This window comes from Kribbella sp. NPDC004536 (assembly GCF_042873835.1).
GTDB lineage: Bacteria > Actinomycetota > Actinomycetes > Propionibacteriales > Kribbellaceae > Kribbella.
The window spans coordinates 728,572-748,077 of the sequence record NZ_JBIALY010000002.1 but is presented as its reverse complement, the minus strand read 5'-3'; the positions used below and the strand labels follow the sequence as shown (position 1 = coordinate 748,077).

General features: G+C 68.3%; 16 protein-coding genes. 7 read left to right on the top strand and 9 right to left on the bottom strand.

Annotated elements, in window-relative coordinates; all coding sequences use genetic code 11:
* Nucleotides 1–59: 59 nt before the first annotated feature.
* The 5 genes from ACFYRU_RS18335 to ACFYRU_RS18315 form a co-directional block, all read right to left on the bottom strand.
* Nucleotides 60–1,076 carry a ferritin-like protein gene (locus ACFYRU_RS18335; RefSeq protein WP_387659971.1) on the bottom strand — a complete coding sequence of 339 codons (1,017 nt, stop codon included), beginning with the start codon at nucleotides 1,074–1,076 and terminating at the stop codon, nucleotides 60–62.
* Nucleotides 1,077–1,113: 37 nt separating this feature from the next.
* Nucleotides 1,114–2,907 carry an ABC transporter ATP-binding protein gene (locus ACFYRU_RS18330; RefSeq protein ID WP_387659969.1) on the bottom strand — a complete coding sequence of 598 codons (1,794 nt, stop codon included), beginning with the start codon at nucleotides 2,905–2,907 and terminating at the stop codon, nucleotides 1,114–1,116.
* On the bottom strand, nucleotides 2,900–4,651 hold the full coding sequence (locus tag ACFYRU_RS18325; protein WP_387659966.1) for an ABC transporter ATP-binding protein: 1,752 nt from the start codon (nucleotides 4,649–4,651) through the stop codon (nucleotides 2,900–2,902). The genes ACFYRU_RS18330 and ACFYRU_RS18325 overlap by 8 nt, the downstream gene beginning before the upstream one ends.
* A gap of 122 nt (nucleotides 4,652–4,773) precedes the next feature.
* On the bottom strand, nucleotides 4,774–5,817 hold the full coding sequence (locus ACFYRU_RS18320; protein ID WP_387659963.1) for a M4 family metallopeptidase: 1,044 nt from the start codon (nucleotides 5,815–5,817) through the stop codon (nucleotides 4,774–4,776).
* 63 nt (nucleotides 5,818–5,880) lie between these two features.
* A complete protein-coding gene (locus ACFYRU_RS18315) occupies nucleotides 5,881–6,339 on the bottom strand; it encodes a nuclear transport factor 2 family protein (protein WP_387659960.1) in 459 nt (152 codons plus the stop codon).
* Between the two features lie 55 nt (nucleotides 6,340–6,394).
* Here ACFYRU_RS18315 and ACFYRU_RS18310 point away from each other — a divergent pair, with 55 nt between their 5' ends.
* Entirely contained in the window at nucleotides 6,395–6,901 is a 507-nt protein-coding gene (locus ACFYRU_RS18310; protein ID WP_387659957.1) for a winged helix-turn-helix transcriptional regulator, read from the top strand.
* Here ACFYRU_RS18310 and ACFYRU_RS18305 read toward each other — a convergent pair.
* Genes ACFYRU_RS18305 through ACFYRU_RS18295 form a run of 3 tightly spaced genes read right to left on the bottom strand, consistent with a single transcriptional unit; the run spans nucleotide 6,878 to nucleotide 8,881 of the window.
* Nucleotides 6,878–7,282, bottom strand: coding sequence for a hypothetical protein (locus tag ACFYRU_RS18305; protein WP_387659954.1), 405 nt, complete (start codon nucleotides 7,280–7,282; stop codon nucleotides 6,878–6,880). The two genes, ACFYRU_RS18310 and ACFYRU_RS18305, sit on opposite strands and share 24 nt — an antisense overlap.
* Before the next feature lie 16 nt (nucleotides 7,283–7,298).
* Nucleotides 7,299–7,658 carry a VOC family protein gene (locus ACFYRU_RS18300; protein WP_387659951.1) on the bottom strand — a complete coding sequence of 120 codons (360 nt, stop codon included), beginning with the start codon at nucleotides 7,656–7,658 and terminating at the stop codon, nucleotides 7,299–7,301.
* A gap of 44 nt (nucleotides 7,659–7,702) precedes the next feature.
* The gene (locus ACFYRU_RS18295) at nucleotides 7,703–8,881 is read right to left on the bottom strand and encodes an ROK family transcriptional regulator (RefSeq protein ID WP_387659948.1); all 1,179 of its coding nucleotides are present in this window, start codon (nucleotides 8,879–8,881) and stop codon (nucleotides 7,703–7,705) included.
* Between the two features lie 130 nt (nucleotides 8,882–9,011).
* On the opposite strand from ACFYRU_RS18295, the gene ACFYRU_RS18290 reads away from it, so the two are divergent.
* From ACFYRU_RS18290 to ACFYRU_RS18265, 6 genes are read left to right on the top strand one after another with little or no spacing between them, the layout of a single operon-like run.
* On the top strand, nucleotides 9,012–9,947 hold the full coding sequence (locus ACFYRU_RS18290) for an ROK family protein (RefSeq protein WP_387659945.1): 936 nt from the start codon (nucleotides 9,012–9,014) through the stop codon (nucleotides 9,945–9,947).
* Between the two features lie 31 nt (nucleotides 9,948–9,978).
* Nucleotides 9,979–11,700 (top strand): ABC transporter substrate-binding protein, encoded by a 1,722-nt coding sequence (locus ACFYRU_RS18285; RefSeq protein ID WP_387659942.1) that lies wholly within the window; start codon nucleotides 9,979–9,981, stop codon nucleotides 11,698–11,700.
* Between the two features lie 53 nt (nucleotides 11,701–11,753).
* Nucleotides 11,754–12,752: an ABC transporter permease gene (locus ACFYRU_RS18280; RefSeq protein WP_387659939.1), complete on the top strand. Its 999-nt coding sequence runs from the start codon at nucleotides 11,754–11,756 to the stop codon at nucleotides 12,750–12,752.
* A gap of 4 nt (nucleotides 12,753–12,756) precedes the next feature.
* Nucleotides 12,757–13,689, top strand: coding sequence for an ABC transporter permease (locus tag ACFYRU_RS18275; protein ID WP_387659936.1), 933 nt, complete (start codon nucleotides 12,757–12,759; stop codon nucleotides 13,687–13,689).
* Nucleotides 13,670–14,641 carry an ABC transporter ATP-binding protein gene (locus ACFYRU_RS18270; RefSeq protein ID WP_387659933.1) on the top strand — a complete coding sequence of 324 codons (972 nt, stop codon included), beginning with the start codon at nucleotides 13,670–13,672 and terminating at the stop codon, nucleotides 14,639–14,641. The genes ACFYRU_RS18275 and ACFYRU_RS18270 overlap by 20 nt, the downstream gene beginning before the upstream one ends.
* The gene (locus tag ACFYRU_RS18265) at nucleotides 14,638–15,669 is read left to right on the top strand and encodes an ABC transporter ATP-binding protein (protein ID WP_387659930.1); all 1,032 of its coding nucleotides are present in this window, start codon (nucleotides 14,638–14,640) and stop codon (nucleotides 15,667–15,669) included. Before ACFYRU_RS18270 ends, ACFYRU_RS18265 begins: the two co-directional genes overlap by 4 nt.
* 63 nt (nucleotides 15,670–15,732) lie before the next feature.
* On the opposite strand, the gene ACFYRU_RS18260 is transcribed toward ACFYRU_RS18265, so the two are convergent.
* Nucleotides 15,733–19,371, bottom strand: a complete 3,639-nt coding sequence (locus ACFYRU_RS18260; protein WP_387659927.1) for a GH116 family glycosyl hydrolase — start codon at nucleotides 19,369–19,371, stop codon at nucleotides 15,733–15,735.
* Nucleotides 19,372–19,506 lie beyond the last annotated feature (135 nt).

The following is a 19,506-nucleotide window of genomic DNA, read 5'->3' as shown; positions in this document are numbered from 1 at the left end:
GAACTAGCGGCAACCGATTGCAGTCAACGTCTCAGCGGCTTCTCAGTTCCATCACAGTCTCACGTCCGTTCGGCGGGCATAACGTAACGGAAGGTCGGGCCGGCTGTGGTCTGCGCGTCCTCGCTGAGTTGCATCAGTTTCAGTACTTCGGCCTTCAGCCCGAACATGGCGCGGGTGGCGTCCCGGATCATCGCGGGTTCGCCGGTGAAGGCTTGTTCGAGCAGGAACAGCAGGGTGCAGTAGGTGTTGTCGAACTCTTCCTGGGCGGCGCGGATCTGCGGGTTGTCCGAACGGCGCGGGTTCGGCTGCATCGGGGAGACGCCGGTCAGGTCGAGCGTCACCGGCTCGCCGGTCGGGCCGGACTGTGGGGTGTCGCCGCGCTGGTAGCGGCGGCCTAGTTCGAGTTCCTTGAAGCGGTAGTAGTGCGCGACCTCGTCGCGGTCCGGGTGGAAGATGTCGTGGTCGCCGTCCCAGACCTCGCCGCGGGCCGAGCCTTCGCCCTGCTCGACGATCTCGTCCAGTGCGGCCAGCGCCGAGTCGAGGCCGGTGACAGGCCGGACCAGGCCGTCGGTGTGGTGGAACGGGCCGGCCGTCACCTGCCGGGCCGGGTCGCCGGAGAACACCTTGTCCTCGCCGAGCGTCTCGCAGAGGTACCGCAGGCCGTCCTCGATCGCGTCGTAGAACTGCCCGATCGTCTCGTAGTGGTCGCTCTCCCCCGGCGCACCGGGCGCCTCGGGCTGCTCGAGCCGCAGGAACATCTCCAACGCCTCCGGGCCGAACGGCAGCAGCGAAAGCTCCATGGATCCGTGCGGCAGCCGGCGCGGATACCCGGGGAGCTGATCCGGGACGTCCAGCCGAGGCTCGCCGCCGACGGCGTTCAGCAGGTTGCACGCCAGTGAGAGATGGATCATCTCCTCCACGAAGACGCTGCTCACCACCTCGACCGCGTCCGGGTTCCGCGCCGGGTCGAGCGAGTAGAGCGCACAGAGATACGGCGGGAGCGTCGAGTGCTCGAGCTCGATCGCCCATTGCAGGTGCTGGTGAAGACTGTCGAGAGTGTCGATCCGCTGCGTCATATCTGTTCAGACAGGACACCGCGATCGTTTGTGACCGTCAGCGGTACGCGCGGGCCTGGAGTTCGAAGAGTTCGGCGTACCGGCCGCCGGCCGCGAGCAGGTCCTCGTGGGTGCCGAACTCTTCGATCCGGCCTCGGTGCATGACGACGATCAGGTCGGCCATCCGGACCGTGGAGAAGCGGTGCGAGACCAGCACGGTGATGCCACCGGTCTCGGCGGCCGCGACCTTGGCGGCCTCGGCGTACTGCTCGTAGAGGCGGTGTTCGGCCTCCGGGTCGAGGGCCGCCGTCGGCTCGTCGAGGAGGAGCAGCAGTGGACGTTCACGCATGAACGCCCGAGCCAGCGCGAGTCGCTGCCACTGACCACCCGACAGCTCGACGCCGTCGGCGAACTTCTTGCCCAGCTGGGAGTCCAGGCCGTTCGGCAACCCGGCGACCACCGACTCGGCGTCGCCGCGCCCGATCGCGGTCAGGACCGCGCCCTCGTCGCCGGCGCGGGTGAGATCGCCGATCGCGACCACCTCGCGGGCGGTGAACTCGAACTTCACGAAGTCCTGGAACCCCGCCGACAGCTGCGACCGCCACGCGTCCGGCTGGATCGTCGCCAGGTCCACGCCGTCGACCAGGATCCGCCCGGTGGTCGGGTCGTACATCCGGGCGAGCAGCTTGACCAGCGTCGTCTTGCCGGCACCGTTCTCCCCCACCAATGCGACCGCCGCGCCGGCCGGCACTGTCAGGTTGATCCCACTCAGCACCGCGGACTCCGAACCCGGGTAGCAGAATCCGACGTCCCGCAGCTCGATGCCCTCGCGGATCCGCTCCGGTGCCGGCGTCCGGCTGGAGCGCCACGAGTTCTGTTTGGCGTACTCGCGCAACCAGTCGTAGCGGCTGAAGCTCCGGATCACCTCGCCGACCCAGTACACGTTCTGCGCGATACCGCCCGTCATCTGATCGACCTGCGGCGCGAGCAGCAGCACGAGCACGACGTCGCCCGCGGTCGCCTGCCCGTTCCGCGCCCGCGCGACGACCCAGATGATCGCGACCGCGTACGCGAGCCCGAACACCAGCCGGACGGCGCCGTCGACCTTTCCACCCCAGCGCGCCGCGGCGACCCGGCGGTCGAAGCGCTCGGTCTGCAACGCGAAGATCCTGTCCAGCAGGACCTTCCCCAGCCCGAACACCCGTACCTCGAGCCCGGTCCGCGGGTCCTTCGCGACGTCGATCAGCCGGTCGACCAGCCGCTCCTGCGGCATCGAGTCCTCCCACGCCTTCTGCTGCCGCGTACTGCTCAGGTACGCAGACCAGATCCGGGCGCCACCGAGCAGCGGGAGGATGAGCAGCACCGGATGCACCGAGCCGAGCAACGTCAACACCGTCACCGTGTTGGTCACGGTGGCGAACGCCCACAGCAGTACTTCGGCGCCGACGCCCATCCGCCACGCCCGTTCGCGGACCAGCTCGAGCTTGTCCGCGACCTCGGGCCGCTCGTGGTGCGACAGCCCGGGGATCCCGGTCGTCACGTCCAGCAGGTCGGCGTGCACACGCCCGGCCATCCGCTCCTGCGCGGTGTCCTGCAACGGCCAGCCGAGTGTGTCGGCGATGAACGACACCGCGAGACCGCCGACGATGATGGCGATACCGAGCGCGATCGTGCTTTCCCGGTCCGACGCGATCCCGTCGACAAGGCGGCTCACTCCGTACGTCTGCGCTGGTGCCGTGATCGCCCGGAGCGCGACGAGCACGGTCGACGCCGTCATCAGCCAGGGCGCCGCGCGGAACGAGGTGGTGATCCACAGCCGGAAGATCCGCAAGCTCTGCTTGAACTTAGGCATCCACGGCCTCCGGTCCGGTCACGTACCGCTCGGCCTGCAGCTTGAACATCCCGGCGTACTCCCCGTCGACGGCAAGCAGTTCCTCATGTGTGCCGTCCTCGACGATCCGGCCGTCGGACAGCACGCAGATCCGGTCCGCGTTCCGCACCACGGAGAACCGGTGCGAGATGATCAGCGAGGCGACCCCCGACGTCAGCTCCAGGTATCGCTCCACCAGCTCCGCCTCGGCGCGTACGTCGAGAGCAGCGGCCGGCTCGTCCAGCACCAGAACACCCGCGCCCGCGTGGACGGCGAACAACGCCCGGGCCAGGGCGACCCGCTGCCACTCGCCGCCGGACAGGTCGACGCCACCGTCGAACGTCTTGTCCAGCACGGTGTCCCAGCCCTTCGGCAGACCGCGGACGACGTCGTCGATCCCGGACTCACGAGCGACCCGGGCCAGCGTCAGCTCGTCGCCTTCACGTTCGATCGCGCCGAACACGACGTTGTCCGTGACCGACAACGGGAACCGTACGAAGTCCTGGACGATCGCTGCGACCCGTCGCTGCCACGCGGCCAGGTCGAGCTCCGCGAGGTCGACGCCGTCGACGAGGATCCGCCCGCTCGTCGGCCTGTACGCACCGCCGAGCAGCTTCACCAGCGTGGACTTGCCCGCGCCGTTGATGCCGACGAGTGCGAGCGCCTCGTGCGCGTGGATGGTGAGGTCGAGGTCGCGCAGTACTGCCTTGTCCGAGCCCGGGTAGTGGAAGCTCACCTTCTCGAACCGGATCTCGCGCGCCGGCATCGTGGCGACCCGGTGCTCGCCGGCGACCTCCAACTCCGGGTGCCGGGTGGCGATCACCTCCGGCAGGTCGCGCATAGCGCGGTACGCCGACAGCCCGCGCCGGACCTGCACCACGCCGAACCCGTTGGCGGACTGGCCGATCGCGAGGATCGCGGGCAGTGTGGTCGCGACCTGCGTCAACGGCAGCGAGCCGTGCAGGGCTGCCCGGCCGACGGCGAGGATCGCAAGGCCGTTCACGGTCAGGTGCACCGCGCCGAGCACCAGCGTCCACTTGGTGTTGCGCCGGCGCCGGTCCCAGACCGGGCGGTAGCCGTCGGTCCACTCGCGCACGTACCGCTGGACGATCCAGTGGTGCAGGCCGAAGACCCGCAGCTCCTTCGGCGCGTCGCGCATCCCGAGGTTGAACGCGTAGCCCGCCCGGCGCTGCTCCTCCGTGTTGCCCCACCACGTGTCGATCTCACGCTCGATCAGCCGGCCGTGGTACCACTCGGAGAGCAGCGTCATCGCGAGCAGCATCGCCGCTACCCACCAGGCGAACATGGCACCGACGATCAGCGACGACCCGACCAGCGTGACCCGGCTGGCGAGCAACCACGGCAGCTGGCTCAGGCCCTGGGCGAGATGGAACCCGCCCTTGCCCTTCGCGCGCTCCTGCACGTCGAGTACGTCGGAGTCCTCGAGGTGGTCGATCCGGCGCGGCTTCAGCAGCGGCTCGGTGATGCCGGTGCCGATCGCGCGCACCAGGCCGGCGTCCATCACCATCGACGCGACCTGCTGCGCAGCCGGCTTCAGGCTGTCGACGACGAACACCACGAGCAACGCGGCGAGCAGCCAGCTGAACTCCCCGAACGGCATCGCGCCCGGGCCGCCGTTCACCACACCTGGAACCGCCCCGACGACCCGACCGGTCAGCAACGTGACCGCCAGCCCCAGCAGTGAGCCGAGGACAGCCAGACCCATCGTCAGCAGGGTGCTTCCAGGTGCAACTCGAACGCCGTATCGGAAGAGAGTCAGCACGTGACCGACCGTAGACCGGCCCACCGACAGAATGCATCCGAGTTTCCGGACAGGACCGCAATCAGTCAGAGGATTCCGCGATCAGCGAACGCCTTCTGCGCGACTGCTGCCTGGCTCGGCCCGTACAGCGACCGCGCGGTCGCGACCGTCTGCTGTGCCGCCGCCGCGAAACTGGTGTCCGGCGCGAACCCGAACTGCGCGTCGATGATGATCCGGTCCGCTACCGCCGGGCCGAGCGCCGTACGGAGCTGGTAGAGCGCCTGCGACCAGATCTCGCCGTCCGCGTGCACCTCGCCGACCACGTCCTGCGGATAGTGCTTGTTCATGTCGAGCCGCCGCAGGCAGTGAATCGGACCCGAGGTGTACGACGTCGAGTCCCAGTCCGCCACGCACGCCAGGTCCTCGCGTTCGGGTACGCCGTACTGCTTGGCCACCCAGTCGCCGACCGTGACCGCGAAGTAGTCGCCGAACGCCTCACCGATCGAGCCGGCCTGCTCTGACGACCCGAAGCCCGGCACCTGCGCGGCGTGTACGGCGTGACCGGTCTCGTGCACGATCACCTCGCCGTCCTCGGCGTCGTCCACGCCGCCCTTGCCCAGTGTGATGATGTCGGGGTTGTCCCGTTCGAACGAGTTGTCCTGGCCGTACTGGTCGACCCTGTAGTCCTGGCTCTCCGCGTTCACCGGCGGCAGGTCACGCCCGAACCCCAGCGACTGCAGGTACTTCTGCGACTGCGTCCCCCAGAAGTACGCCATCACCTGCTCGAACTGGTCGTCGTGGCGGTTGTAGAAATACGTCCCGTTCGTCGTGTACGCCGGCGTACCAGTAGTACTGCGTACGTTCGCCCAGGTGCCCCGCAGATAGCCCGACCCGTCCAGGTCCGTCAGCGTCACCTGGTAGTAGTCGCCCTGCGGGACCGCGGTCGCCGAGTCCTTCTGGTCGGTCAGGTTCTCGTCGCCGCTGGACTGCACAGGGTTCGGGATGAAGACCCATGCCTTCGCGGTCGTCGTGCCGGTCGGCGGCTTCGCGGCGGCAGGTGCGGCAACGGCAGCCAGGGTGAGCGCCGCGGCCGAGGTGAGCGCAACCGTCGTTCGGGTCAGGTGTCGCATCTCGTGCTCCTCGCAGGGGAATGTGCCCACAAGGTAGATCGTTGCCTCGACCTACGGAAGATCTCAGCCGACGATCGGCTCCGCGCGCGCCTCGTCGTACCCGGCGGCCGCGAGCCGGTCCAGGGTCCGCTGCAGCACCGCCGTGTCCTCCAGCGTGCGGACCTCAGTGATCTTCCCCCAGCGGATCCGCAGGAACTGGTGCACGACGTTCTCGTACGTCGACCCGTCCACCACTTTCACGTGAACAGTCACCGCCGTCGCGACGTGCGTGTTCCACGGCCAGCCACTGACGATCACGTCGTCCACGTCGAACCGCGTACCGGGCAGCAGCCGGAAGCACCGCTCCCACCAGCGCCGGAGTGCCTCGTGTGTACGGCGTTCGCCGCCGAGCGCGTGCTCTCCGTAGAAGCGGTACGTGAACGACGGCGCCATGCCGGCCACCATCGCCTCCCAGTTCCCCGCACTGATCTGTGCGAACGCGTTCCGCACCTGCCGCGCCACGATCCAGTGGTAAATGCCCATGTCACCCACCGTAGAGGTAGTGAGTTCAATGCCGCAACTGACTAGACTGCGGGGCATGCGGAACACCAGCTTCGCCTCGATGCACTGTTCGCTCGCCCAGTCGCTGGAGCTGATCGGCGACTGGTGGACGCCGCTGATCCTGCGCGACCTGTACCTGGGCATGGACCGGTTCGACCAGTTCGCCAAGGATCTCGGCATCTCGCGGAACCTGCTCACCGACCGGCTGGCGACACTGGTCGACGGCGACCTGGTACGACGTACGCCGTACCAGCAGAACCCGGTCCGCTACAGCTACGAACTGACCGACGCGGGACGGGAACTCGTACCGATCCTGATGGCACTGACGGCATGGGGCGACCGCTGGGCCACGCCCCCGGCCGGCCAGCCGATCCGCTTCACGCACAGGACCTGCGGCAAGGTCACGACGCCGACGGTGTGCTGCTCCGAGTGCGGCGAGACCCTCGCGATGCAGGACGTCGTACCGTCCCCAGGCCCAGGCGGCCGGACCGCTCCTGGCACGGCGTTGATCGCGAGCGTGTTAGGACTCGAGGCGAAGGCGTAGTAGTTCGGCGAGGGGCATCGACTCGCCGTCGCGGGCGCCCTGGCCGACCACGAGCGGCGGATCGGACGGCTCGACGTGGACGCCGGCGACCCGCGCCTTGAGGCTGGCCGGTACGCCGAGGATGTAGAAGTTCCCGTCGACGTCGACGGCGAGCGAGCGGTTGCGGCGCAGGTACCACCCGGTCAGGTTGGTCCGGTAGCTGGCGCTGGACCCGACGACCTGGGCGCGCAGCGGCTCCGGCTCGACACCGCGTTCCCGCATCGTCTCGATGAAAGAGGTGAGCAGCACCCGCGCCTGCGCGGTCTCGGCGGCCTTCTTCCGTTCCAGGGCGGCCGCATGTTCGACCGCCGCCTGCCGTCGTTCCTCGCGCCAGCTCGTCACACCCTCACTCTATTTGTCAGTCCACACACAGACAGAACGGGTGTCCGGCCGGGTCGAGGAACACGCGGAACGTAGTACCGGGCTGATGCTCCGCCTTGGTCGCCCCGATCGCGAGCACCTCCTGCTCGGCCTCGTCGAGATCGCGCACCATCACGTCGAGGTGCAGCTGCTGCGGCACGTCCTGGGTCGGCCAGGTCGGCGCCTTGTAGTCCTTCACCTGCTGGAAGTTGATGCAGTTGCTGCCGTCCTCCGGACGGATCTCCGCCCAGCCCTCGTCGGTCTTGACCTTCCACCCCAGCAGCTCGCCGTAGAACTGGGCGAGCACCGCCGCGTCCGGGCAGTCCAGCACGAAACTCGGGTACATAGCGATAGTCATGGCTCGCACAGTAATCCGGGTTGCGGACGGTTTGCGTCCGGTTCTTACGCAGAGTTTCCGACCAACGTCTGCCAGGCGCGATCGAGCCCGGCGGCGATACATCCGGCCACCACTGTTTCGGTGCCGAGCACGCTCGCCTTCACCTCCGGCATCACCGGCGCCAGCACGCGCAACTGCTTGGTGACGGCCTCGAGGAATCCAGGTGCCTGACCGATACCACCGCCGAGCACGACGAGGTCCGGGTCGACGACAGTGATGACGGTGCACACCGCCTTCGCCACCAGCAACGCTTCCTCGGCGACGACGGCGGCGGCGAGAGCATCGCCGCGCGCTGCGGCCGCGAACACCTTCTCGGCCGTTGGTGCGCCGCGCATCCCTGCCCGGCGAGCCGCACGTACGACGGCCGCGGCCGAAGCGGATGCGTCGAAACCTCCACGTTTACGGGCGTCCCGCGGATCGCTGCCGCTGCCTTCGGTGAACGGCAGGTACCCGATCTCGCCCGCGACGCCGTGCGATCCGTGCCGCAGCTTCCCGTCCAGTACCAGGCCCATGCCGATACCCGTGCCGACGCTGACGAACGCGAAGCTGTCGACGTCCCGGCCGTGACCGTGCACCCGTTCGGCGATCGCGGCCGCGTCGATGTCGTTCTCGATCATCAACGTCGGCCCGAACCGATCGCGCAACGCGGCGAGCGTCGCCGGCGAATCCCATCCGGTCAGCCGCCCCGTCAACGTCAGTGCATCGAGCCGGGGGTCGTACACACCGGGACTCCCGAGCACGGTCTGGGTGAGCTGATCGGCATCGATCCCCGCGTCGGCCGCAAGCGTCCTGGCCAGGTCGACGAGCTCCTGGATCCGCGCCATTGCGTCGCCGGCCTTCGTCCGCACACTCAACCGGGACCGGACGGTTCCGGCGAGATCCGCGATCGCTCCGCGCAGGTACTCGCGTCCGACGTCCAGCCCTAGGACGAACCCGGCCTCGGGGCGTACCTCGTACAGGTTCGCCGCCGGCCCTGGTACGCCGGTGCGCTGACCGGTCACGTGCACGAGACCCGTCCGCTCCAACGAGCCCAGCGCCGCGGACACCGTCGGCTTGGAGAGTCCGGTCAACCCGGCGAGCTCGGTCCGCGAGATCGGGCCGGATCGCCGGATGTGGTCGAGCAGTACCTGCTCGTTGATCTCGCGGATCAGCTGCGGGCGTGCTCCCCCGGCAGTAACCGTCACAGTCGGCCCCCTCGTTCCCCTCGTTCGCTAACAACTCGGCCAACAAGTTCCACTGATCCCTTGTGGTGCCGGTGATAGTTAAGTTAGTTTCCTATCGATTCTATTGGTCGGCGCGAGGAGGTGCCACCCCGTGGTTTCGACACCGGTCGTCCTCGGACTGGACTTCGGCGGGACGAAGATCGCCGTCGCGGTCGGGGAGCTGTCCGGCCGCCGGCTGGGCGCGACGACCGTCGACAGCCAGGTCGAGTCCGGCGGCGCCGCCGAAGCGATGACCCGCGGACTGACCGCGGCCCGCGACCTGCTCGCCGAGGTCGCGCCGGACCAGGAGCTCGCCGGTGTCGGCGCCGCCACGCTGGGCATCCCGTACGACGACCGTGTCGAACTGGCACCTACCTTCCCGGGCTGGGGTGAACTCCCGTTCGGGCGGCTGATCCGCGACGGCTTCCCCGGTGTACCGGTCAAGCTCGCGACCGACGTCAAAGCGGCGGCCGAAGCCGAACTGCGCTGGGGCGCGCTGGCCGGCTCCGACCCCGGGCTCTACCTCAATCTCGGCACCGGTCTGGCGATCGCGATCGTTGCCGGCGGCACCGTGATCACCGGGGCGCACGGCGCCTCCGGCGAGATCGGCTACAACCTGCGCTCGCCCGCCGACGTGTACGTCGGTCCGGACGAACGCACGATCCTGGAACACGTCGTCAGCGGCCAGGCGCTCGAGACCACCGGGTCCGCCCGGCTCGGGCGTACCGTCACGGCCGCCGACGTCTTCACGATGGCGCGTACCCAGCCGGATGCCGCCGTCCTCACCGACGAGTTCGTCCGGGAGCTGGCGACGCATCTCGCCAACCTGGCCATCGCGATCGATCCGGACCGGATCGTCGTCGGCGGCGGCCTGGTCCGTTCCTGGGACCAGCTCGAACCCGGACTGCGCCGCGCTCTCGACGCAGCCGTCCCGTTCCCACCGGAGCTGTCGGTGGCCCGGTTCCCGACGGAGGCACCGCTGATCGGAGCGCTCGCCCTGGGCGTCGAGGCCGCGGGGGTCGTCCTCGGTGCGGAAGCATTCGCATGAGCAGGAATCCAGTAGCGAAAGGCAGAAGACGATGAGGGGCAGCATCACACGGATCGCGGTCGCCGCGATCGCGGTCGGGGCACTGACCGCGGCCTGCGGTGGCGGCGACAAGCCGATCGGGAGCGCGAGCTCGTCCAACCCGTCCTCGTCGACGAGCAGCGGCGGAGGCGGGGGCACCGGCGAGCACAAGCAGGGTGGCACCGTCACCATCGCCAACGTCGGCGGGCAGACCTGGCCGTGCCAGTTCAACCCGTTCAACCCGGCGGTGAACCAGGAGGCGAACGGCTTCGTCTACGAGACGCTGACGTTCGTCAACGTACTGAAGGCCGGCGCCACCACGCCGATGCTGGCGACCGACTTCACCTGGTCGCCGAAGAAGGACTCGATCGTCTTCACCATTCGCGACGGCGTGAAGTGGAGCGACGGGCAGCCGTTCAGCGCCGACGACGTCGTGTACACCTTCAACCGGATGAAGGAACAGCCGGCCCTCGACCTGTACTCGCTGTGGAGCGGCGCCGGGCTGACCAGCGTCACCGCGGCCGGCAACAAGGTCACGCTGAAGTTCAAGTCCGCGGCCGAGCCGTACTTCTTCAACTTCGCCGGCCAGGTCGGCATCGTGCCGAAGCACATCTGGTCCACCGGCGAGGCCGCGTCCAAGCCCGCGACCTGGGCGGACCCGAAGCCGGTCGGCACCGGGCCGTTCACGGTCGAGTCCTGCAGCTCGAACAACATCTCGTACGTCGCGAACCCGTCGTACTGGCAGCCCGGCAAGCCGTACGTGCAGAAGGTGCAGTACCCGGCCTACCTGGACAACAACCCCGCCAACCTCGACCTGGCCAGCGGCAAGGCGCAGTGGGGCGGTCAGTACATCCCGAACATCGACAACTTCTACAAGGCGAAGTCGCCGGAGAACAACTACTGGTTCCCGCCGACCGCGAACGTCGCGATCGTCCCGAACAACGACCCGTCCCGCCCGGCGACCAGCAAGCTGGCGGTCCGGCAGGCGATCGCGTACGCCCTCGACCGCGAGCAGATCTCGAAGATCGGTGAGAGCGGGTACCAGCCGGCCGCGAACCAGACCGGTGTCGTCTCGCCCACGTTCGACAAGTACTTCGACAAGGACGCGCTGAGCGCGGCCGGGTACGACAAGCCGAACCTGGACAAGGCCAAGCAGCTCCTGCAGAGTGCCGGGTACTCCGACTCGAACAAGCTGAAGCTCAGCATCATCACGGTCACCGGCTACACCGACTGGGACGCGTCGCTGGCGGTCGTGAAGCAGCAGCTCGCGAAGGCCGGCATCGACCTGACGATCCAGGACCTGCAGCAGCAGTCGTACAACCAGAAGCTGTTCACCGGTGACTACGACCTCGCGTACGCGAGCCAGTCCGGCGGCCCGACGCCGTACTACGAGCTGCGGCAACTGCTGTACTCGAAGAACTCCGCGCCGATCGGCAAGCAGGCCAGCAGCAACTACTCGCGCTACATGAAGCCCGAGGTGGACAAGCTGTTCGACCAGTACGCCTCCGCCGACCCGGACACGCAGGTCAAGCTGATCAAGCAGATCTCGTCGTACATGATCAAGGACGTCCCGGTGATCCCGACGACCGAGTCGGTCGACTGGTACCAGTACAACACCAAGGACCTGGACGGCTGGCCGACACAGGACAACCCGTACGCGCAGCCGGCGCCGTACAACATCCCTGACGTCGGTCAGGTGCTGGCCAACCTGTACTCGAAGTCCGCCCAGAAGTAAGGACTGTGTAGAACCAAGATGGGTAAAAGCGTGAGCACGAGGAGTTGGTGGGAGTGCGATACCTGATACGACGTCTCGGGTTCTTCGTGCTCACGTTGTGGGCGGCGATGACGCTGAACTTCTTCATCCCGCGGCTGATGCCGGGCAGTCCCGAGGAAGCACTGCGGGAACGCCTCAGCAAGGGCGGCGCGGTGGTCACACCCGAGCAACTGCGCACGGTGCTGGCGGAGTTCGGCTTCGACCCGGACAAGAACGTCCTGTTGCAGTACGGCGAGTACCTGAGGTCGATGGTCACCGGGCACTGGGGTGTCTCGATCGGCAGCAGCCTCGGCGTACCGGTGACGACCCTGATCGGCAGCGCGCTGCCGTGGACGCTCGGCCTGGTCGGCATCGCGACCGTACTGGCGTTCGCGATCGGCACGCTGATCGGGACGGTGGCCGGCTGGCGGCGCGGCGGCCTGATCGACGGCATCGTGCCGCCGGTGTTCATCGTCACCTCGGCGCTGCCGTACTTCTGGGTCGCGTTGCTGCTGATCTCGCTGTTCGCGATCGGCGACAACCCGATCCTGCCCAACGACTTCAACTACGACCAGGGACTCACCCCGGCGTTCAGCGGTGAGTTCATCTGGAGCGTGATCAAGCACGGCATCCTGCCGGCCTCGACGATCCTGGTCACCGCGGTCGGCGGCTGGATCCTGACCATGCGGAACAACATGGTCACCACGCTCGCCGAGGACTACGTCCGGATGGCCCGCGCGAAGGGCATCCCGGGCCGCAAGATCATGTTCGGCTACGCCGGCCGGAACGCGTTCCTGCCCAACCTGTCCGGGTTCGCGATGTCGCTCGGCTTCGTGATCTCCGGGACGATCCTGGTCGAGTACGTGTTCAACTACCCCGGCCTGGGTTACATGTTCTACAACGCCACGGTGAGCACCGACTACCCGTTGCTGCAGGCACTGTTCCTGCTGGTGACGCTCGCGGTGCTGATCTGTGTCCTGCTGTGCGACTTCGCGGTGTTCCTCTTGGACCCCCGCGCCCGGACGAAGGGATGACCAGATGAGCGCCGTCGTTGCTGGTGCGTCCGCGCCCGTCGCGGGTGCCACGCGCCGCCCGCGCGGTGGATTGATCCGCGCCATCCTGCGCAATCGCAAGGCTGTCGTCGGGGCCGCGCTGCTCCTGTTGTTCATCCTGCTCGCCGCGTTCCCGGGGTTGTTCGTCCCGGGCGCGCACCACGATCCACAGGCGATCGGCGACCTGCCGCTGCAGCATCCGTCGGGCAGCCACTGGCTCGGTACGACGGGACTCGGGCAGGACGTCTACGCGCAACTCATCTACAGCACCCGTGAGTCCTTGGTGATCGCCGTGGTCGCCGGGCTGGGTGCCACGATCTTGTCGGTCATCATCGGCGTGTCAGCGGCGTATCTGGGCGGGTTCGCCGACGACGGTCTGTCGATGCTGACCGACATCTTTCTCGTCCTCCCGACGTTCCCGCTGATCATCGTGCTGGCGACGTACGCCGGCAAGGGCAACCTCACGGTGATCATCATCGTGCTGGTCCTCACCGGGTGGTCGTACGGCGCCCGGCAGATGCGGGCCCAGGCGCTGTCGCTGCGGAACCGGGACTTCCTGGAGTCGGCGCGGGTCCGCGGCGAGCGGCGTTCGTACATCATCGTGGTCGAGGTGCTGCCGACGATGATCTCGCTGATCGTCGCGAACTTCCTCGGCGCCGCGCTGTACTCCGTACTCACCGCCGCCGGGCTGCAGTTCCTCGGGCTCGGCGACCCCAACTCGCTGAGCTGGGGCACGATGCTCTACTGGGCGCAGAACCAGGGCGCCCTGGTGAACGGCCTGCCCGCGTGGGCGCTGTCGCCGGGTCTGGCGGTGGCGCTGCTCGGCGTTTCGTTCGCCCTGCTCAACTACGCGTTCGACGAGATCAGCAATCCCGCGCTGCGGCCGGTTCGGAGGCGACGTGCCAGATCAGCTTCTTGAGGTCCGCGATCTCACCGTCGAGTACGACACCGGCGCCAAGCCGGTCGTCGCGGTCGACCACGTGGATCTCGACGTACACGCCGGTGAGTTCGTCGGGGTGGTCGGCGAGTCCGGCTGCGGCAAGTCGACGCTGCTGTTCGCGATCGCGCAACTGCTGACGCCGCCGGCCGCGATTACCGGCGGCAGCGTGCGCTTCCAGGGCCGCGAACTCGTCGGGATGAACGAGAAGCACCTGGCCGAGATGCGCTGGCGGGACTTCTCGGTCGTGATGCAGAGCGCGATGAACGCGCTGAACCCGGTGAAGAGCATCGGCGCGCAGTTCCGGGACACGATCATGGCGCACGACGAGGTGGTCGACGAGGGCCGGCCCGCCGAGGTGCTGCGGTTGGTCGGCATCGACCCGATCCACCTTCGCAGTTACCCGCATCAACTCAGCGGCGGGATGCGGCAGCGGGCGATGATCGCGATGGCGCTGCTGTTCACCCCGGACCTGATCATCATGGACGAGCCGACGTCGGCGCTCGACGTGGTCGCGCAGCGGTCGCTGATGGTGCAGATCAAGGAACTGCAGCGCAAGCTCGGGTTCGCGGTCATCTTCGTCACCCACGACATGTCGCTGGTCAGCCACTTCTCGGACAAGCTCGTGGTGATGTACGCCGGTCAGGTGGTCGAGTTCGGCGACACCCGCGCGGTGTTCGATCACCCCGAACATCCGTACAGTGCTGGGCTGCTGGATGCCTTCCCATCGATTCGTGGTCCCAAGGTGCCGTTGACCGGGATTCCCGGGGCGCCGCCCAACCTTGCGTCCCCGCCGCCGGGGTGCCGGTTCCAGCCGCGCTGCCCGAAGGCGTTCGAGGACTGCCCGAAGATCGAGCCGGAGCTCTACCAGGTGGGCGGCGTGCAGGCCCGGTGCCTGCTGCACGCACCTGATCTCGTCCGGGAGGCCAAATGACCACGACCGAAGCAGACACCGCGGGCGTGACCGAGTCGGCCGCCGCGCCGTTGCTCGAGGCAAGAGACCTGACCCGGCACTTCCGGGTCGGGCGTGGGTTCTCGCGGCAACTGCTGCACGCGGTCGACGAGGTCAGCTTCTCGATCGGGCGGCAGGAGATCGTCGCGCTGGCGGGCGAGAGCGGCAGTGGGAAGAGTACGATCGCGCGGCTGCTCGCGGGCGTGTACAAGCCGACCAGCGGCGAGATCTTCTACCAGGGCCGGGCGATGTCTACGTACCGTTCCCGCAAGGACCAGCTGTCCTACCGCGGCGACGTACCGATGGTGTTCCAGGACCCGTTCAGCTCGCTGAACCCGGCGTTCCGGGTGTCGCACGGCGTGCTGCGTTCGCTGAAGCTGCACCGGCCGGAGCTGGACCGGGCACAGCGGTACGCCGAGGCGGAACGGGTGGTCGAGGCGGTCGGGCTGTCCCCGGCCGCGGACATCATGAACAGGTTCCCGTACGAGCTGAGTGGTGGCCAGCGGCAACGGATCGGATTCGCGCAGGCCCTTGCGCACAAGCCGAAACTGATCCTCGCCGACGAGCCGGTGTCGATGCTCGACGTGTCGATCCGGATCGGCCTGCTCAACCTGATGGCCGAACTGCGCGAGTCGCAGGGCGTCTCGTTCCTCTACATCACCCACGACATCGCCAGCGCCCGGTACGTCGCCGACCGGCTGATGATCATGTACGCCGGCCACGTGGTCGAGACCGGTCCGACCGAGTCGGTGCTGCAGAACCCCAAGCACCCGTACACAGATCTTCTGCTGGGCGCCGTCCCCGACCCGCGCGCTCCGCTCAGCACCGGTATCGAGGGCGACACCGGCGAACCGCCGAAGGTCATCGACCCCACCCCCGGCTGCCGGTTCCGCTGGCGCTGCCCGCTCGCCATCGACAAGTGCCACGACGTCACCCCGACCCTCCGGGTCCTCGGCCCGAACCACCAGGCCGCCTGCCATGTCGCCGAACCGGACATCACCTCGGCGTGATCCGCAGGCCCACCGACCGGCCCGTGCCCGCCGCCGACTCCCCCGTATCGGCGGCGGGCCGGGTCAACTCAGCACCACCTCCAGGTGGTTCCCTGGGGTGATCGCCGTGGGCTTGGCGAGCGTGACGACCGCCCGGTTGCCAGCAGCAACCACCGTCGCGGCGAGGCGCTCAGGCCCGCGGCGGACTTCGGCCCGCCGTGCAGGTGTGACGGTCTCGAAGGACAGTGTGGTGAGGTTCAGCCGGCCGTAGCGGACGTCGATCGTTGCGTCGAGCAACTTCGGCGTCCGGCGCTGGCTGTAGAGGCCCCACCCTTCGGCCCCGGTGAACGCACTCCGGAAGTTCTCCGGACGAATGCGTGGGGCGAAGCCGAGGTGACCGCGCGGGCCGTGGTGCTCGTAACCGCAAGCAGCTAGGTAGACGCCGTAGCCCATCATCGCGCGGGCGTAGTGGTCGCTGGCCTCGATCTCGTTGTACGGGTTGCGTTTCTGGCCGGAGTACCTGTCGTACATGGCACGGGTGACGGCCAGCGCCTCGTCGGTCATGCCCTCCGCGAACAGGTGGGCGGCGAACTGGTACTCCTGGCCGGTCCACACCTCGTTGAAGTACATCAACCCACGTGTCTCGGTCGAACCACCGTGCGGCCAGGTCGCCATCAGTACGCCGCTCTCCCCGTCGGTCGTGTAGACGCGTCCCGCGTCGATCCCCGGCGGCCGGTACGTACCCGGATCCTGGCGGAAGTTCGTCTCGTACAGCTTCCGCAGCGCGGTCCGCGCCTGGTCGGCCGGGAACACCCGCGGCAGTCCGAGCTGCGCGGCGTACGTCTGCCCGTACATCTGGTCGATGAACAACCCGCGGTTGCTGTTCTCCGCGGTCGCGTGGGCCGGGTCGACCTTCTGGACGTAGTAGCCGTACTCCTCGTTCCACAGGTTGCTTCCCAGGTACTTCGACCCGCGGTCGGCGATCGTTCCGTAGCGGGTCGCGCTCGCGGTGTCGCCGACGTCGGTCGCCATCGCGGCCGCGGCCCGGAGCGCGGCGACGTACAGGCCGCTGATCCACGGAACCTCACCGAACCATTCGGTGTCGAGGGTGTTCCACTGGCTGCCACGGAAGATCCCGTCCTCGTCTGGACCGTCTCGGTGCGTGACCAGGAACTCGACCGCCGTACGGACGCGCGGCCAGACGCGGTGCAGGAACGTGAAGTCCTTGCTCATCTGGTGTTCGCGGTAGAGGCGCAGGATCGTGCCGGTCTGACCGTCCGCGAACGAGCTCGACGCGTCGCCGGCCTCGCCGCGGTTGCCGATCTCGCCGGTCGGGCGGAACGCGATGCCGAGGTCGACGCGTTCGCGGGTGTCGCGTTCGAGATCGGGGAACAGGCGGGCGATGGCCTGCGCGTAGTTCCAGACATGCTCGCAGGTGCCGGCGCAGCAGTACGTACCTTCCCACGCGTAGAAGCGGCCGTCGTCCCAGCGGTAGCAGGTGCTCGTCGCGATCGTGGAAGCCGTCGCCAGGGTCCGTTCGAGGAACCAGTGCGGGAGGGAGGAGTCGTCGTACCAGGTCTGCACCCAGAGCTTGGTGTCGCGCTCGAGCCGTTCGAGGTTCTTGCCGACGTACTGGACGACATCGCGAGCCGACGCGAACCGGGTCGCGTAGTGCCGGCGGAAGGTCGAGGCGCCGACGAGTTCGGCGAACAACTCGCGCTCCGGGTTCGGGAAGAACCAGCCGTACGCGAACCGGATCGTCCGCGACTCCCCCGGCCGCAACGTCACCGTCACCGCAACAGTCCCCGCCTGCGGCCCGTCCGAGTCCGCCGGAGCATCGGCCGAGTCGAACAGCCCGTCGAGGGTCGTCCAGTCAGCAATCGACGGCCGGACAACGGAGCCCGGGGTGAGCGCGGCGAGCGCGAAGGTCCCGCCGTCGGGGCGTTCCGCGACCGGCCGCCGGCGGATCGGGCGGTTGCTGAACAGGATGCGGTCCACGTTCACGTGACCCCAGCCACCCGTGTGACTGTCGACGATCTGAAGGTGGGCACGCCGCCCGGCGTACTTCCCGACATCCATCGACACCGCGGTCAGCGGCTCGATGTCGGTCCCGGTCGCCGACGCCACCACCTCACCGTCGACCACCACGTTCAGGCAGGTCTCGCCCTGATGGCTGCCGCCACCGACCCACGCCGTCACGAACCGCCGTTCGACGACGAACTCCCGGCTGGTCAGCGACCCCGTGAACCGGTCCGGGTCCCCTGTCCCCCGGAAGTTGTACGACGTCACGAACCGTCCGCTCACGTTCAGCTCGGTCCGTACGCCGAACGGCCGCCGGAACCCGTCCGGCGTCTCCGCCGCGGTCACCGGCCCCGAACCGAACGCATCACCCGTGACGGTCCACCCGTCGTACGTCGTCCTGTCCCAGTTCTCGAACAGGATGTCGGCCTGGTCGGTGAACACGATCGCGTCGCAGCTGACGTGTCCCCAGGCGCCCGTACCGTTGTCGACAATCTCGATGTGGGCGATCCGCCCCGCGTACGCGCCGACGTCCAGCAGCTGCGGAACCAGCGGCTCGCTCTCGTCACCCGTCGCGGTCGCGACCACCTGCCCGTCCACGACGACGTTGACGCAGGTGTCGCCCGGGTGCCGGCCTCCGCTCAGTCCGATCGCGACGTAGCGGCGTTCGATGGTGAACTCTCTGCTGGTCAACGATCCGACGGCGGCATCGTTCGTGCCGCCGCGGAAGTCGTACGAGGTGACGAACCGGGTGCCGGACACGTTCAGGTCGCCGAAGCGCTTCATCAGGTTCGGTACGTCGAGCGGTCGCACCGGGCCGGATCCGAACGCGTCGCCGGTCACGGTCCAGCCGTCGTAGGTGTCCTTCTCCCAGTCCTCGAACAGGATGTCGCCCTGATCCGCACCCAGATCGTCGACGGCGCCGAACTGGACACCGCCGTCGAACGCCCGCGCCTGCAAGGTGGTCGGCTGGCTCTTGCGGCTGTCGATGCAGACCGGGTTCGCGGCGTACCCGAGCAGGGTCGCGCGGACCGGGGCCGCGGACGTGTTCCGCAGCGTGAACGACATGATTGTCGTGGGCAACGACGAGTCGAGCGTCGCGAGTGGGACGAACGGCGAGTACGCCTCGAGTTCGACCGTCACCGGGTTGCCGGAGTAGGCGACCCGGCCGATCGGGTACGAGCCGGTGAAGCGGATGCCGGCGAAGCCGTTCGCGTCCAGGCTCCGGGTCGTCGTCCGGCCGCGGGTCGACGTACGCAGCGCGAAGCCTTGCGCGAAGTGCGACGCGCCAGGCTCGTCCGCGGACAGTGGGAACGCGTAGTGGTGGCCGGAGAAGTCCGCGCCGCCGAGCGGGAACGACGTCGGGTTGAAGATGTCCCACGCCCAGAGCCGGCCGTCGCCGGCCAGGTACACCTGGCCGGTCGTGCCGCCCCCGACGGGCATGCCGATCTTCTGCAGGGCGGCGCCGGCGTAGGACGTCGGCGTACCGCGGTCGTACAGCACCGCACGATCGGTCCTCGGTGGAGACGCGAAGGCCTGATCCGGTACAGCTGCGGCCGGGTCGGCCCCCAGTGCGACTTGGCCGACGGCGCCCAGCGCGGTGGCGCCGAGCGCGATGAACGTGCGGCGGCTGAGGTGCGCGCGGGGGCAGTCGCCGGCGCAGGAACGGTTCGCACAACCGGCCGGGAGCTCGGGGACGGTCATTCGGATTCTCCTTGACTGGGCGGGCGGACGCGGGAGAAATCGATTTCCGAGATACGGTTCGAACACCGTAGCCAGCCCGCGCGCCCGGGTCAACGGTCCGCTCGCCGAGAAATTGTTCGACGTACATCGAACAGC

Coding starts and splice junctions, on each gene's coding strand:
- ACFYRU_RS18325 (WP_387659966.1), bottom strand. CDS start 4,651: ATGGGTCTGGCTGTCCTCGGCTCACTGCTGGGGCTGGCGGTCACGTTG.
- ACFYRU_RS18300 (WP_387659951.1), bottom strand. CDS start 7,658: ATGACTATCGCTATGTACCCGAGTTTCGTGCTGGACTGCCCGGACGCG.
- ACFYRU_RS18275 (WP_387659936.1), top strand. CDS start 12,757: ATGAGCGCCGTCGTTGCTGGTGCGTCCGCGCCCGTCGCGGGTGCCACG.
- ACFYRU_RS18285 (WP_387659942.1), top strand. CDS start 9,979: ATGAGGGGCAGCATCACACGGATCGCGGTCGCCGCGATCGCGGTCGGG.
- ACFYRU_RS18260 (WP_387659927.1), bottom strand. CDS start 19,371: ATGACCGTCCCCGAGCTCCCGGCCGGTTGTGCGAACCGTTCCTGCGCC.
- ACFYRU_RS18265 (WP_387659930.1), top strand. CDS start 14,638: ATGACCACGACCGAAGCAGACACCGCGGGCGTGACCGAGTCGGCCGCC.
- ACFYRU_RS18320 (WP_387659963.1), bottom strand. CDS start 5,817: ATGCGACACCTGACCCGAACGACGGTTGCGCTCACCTCGGCCGCGGCG.
- ACFYRU_RS18315 (WP_387659960.1), bottom strand. CDS start 6,339: ATGGGCATTTACCACTGGATCGTGGCGCGGCAGGTGCGGAACGCGTTC.
- ACFYRU_RS18330 (WP_387659969.1), bottom strand. CDS start 2,907: ATGCCTAAGTTCAAGCAGAGCTTGCGGATCTTCCGGCTGTGGATCACC.
- ACFYRU_RS18310 (WP_387659957.1), top strand. CDS start 6,395: ATGCGGAACACCAGCTTCGCCTCGATGCACTGTTCGCTCGCCCAGTCG.
- ACFYRU_RS18335 (WP_387659971.1), bottom strand. CDS start 1,076: ATGACGCAGCGGATCGACACTCTCGACAGTCTTCACCAGCACCTGCAA.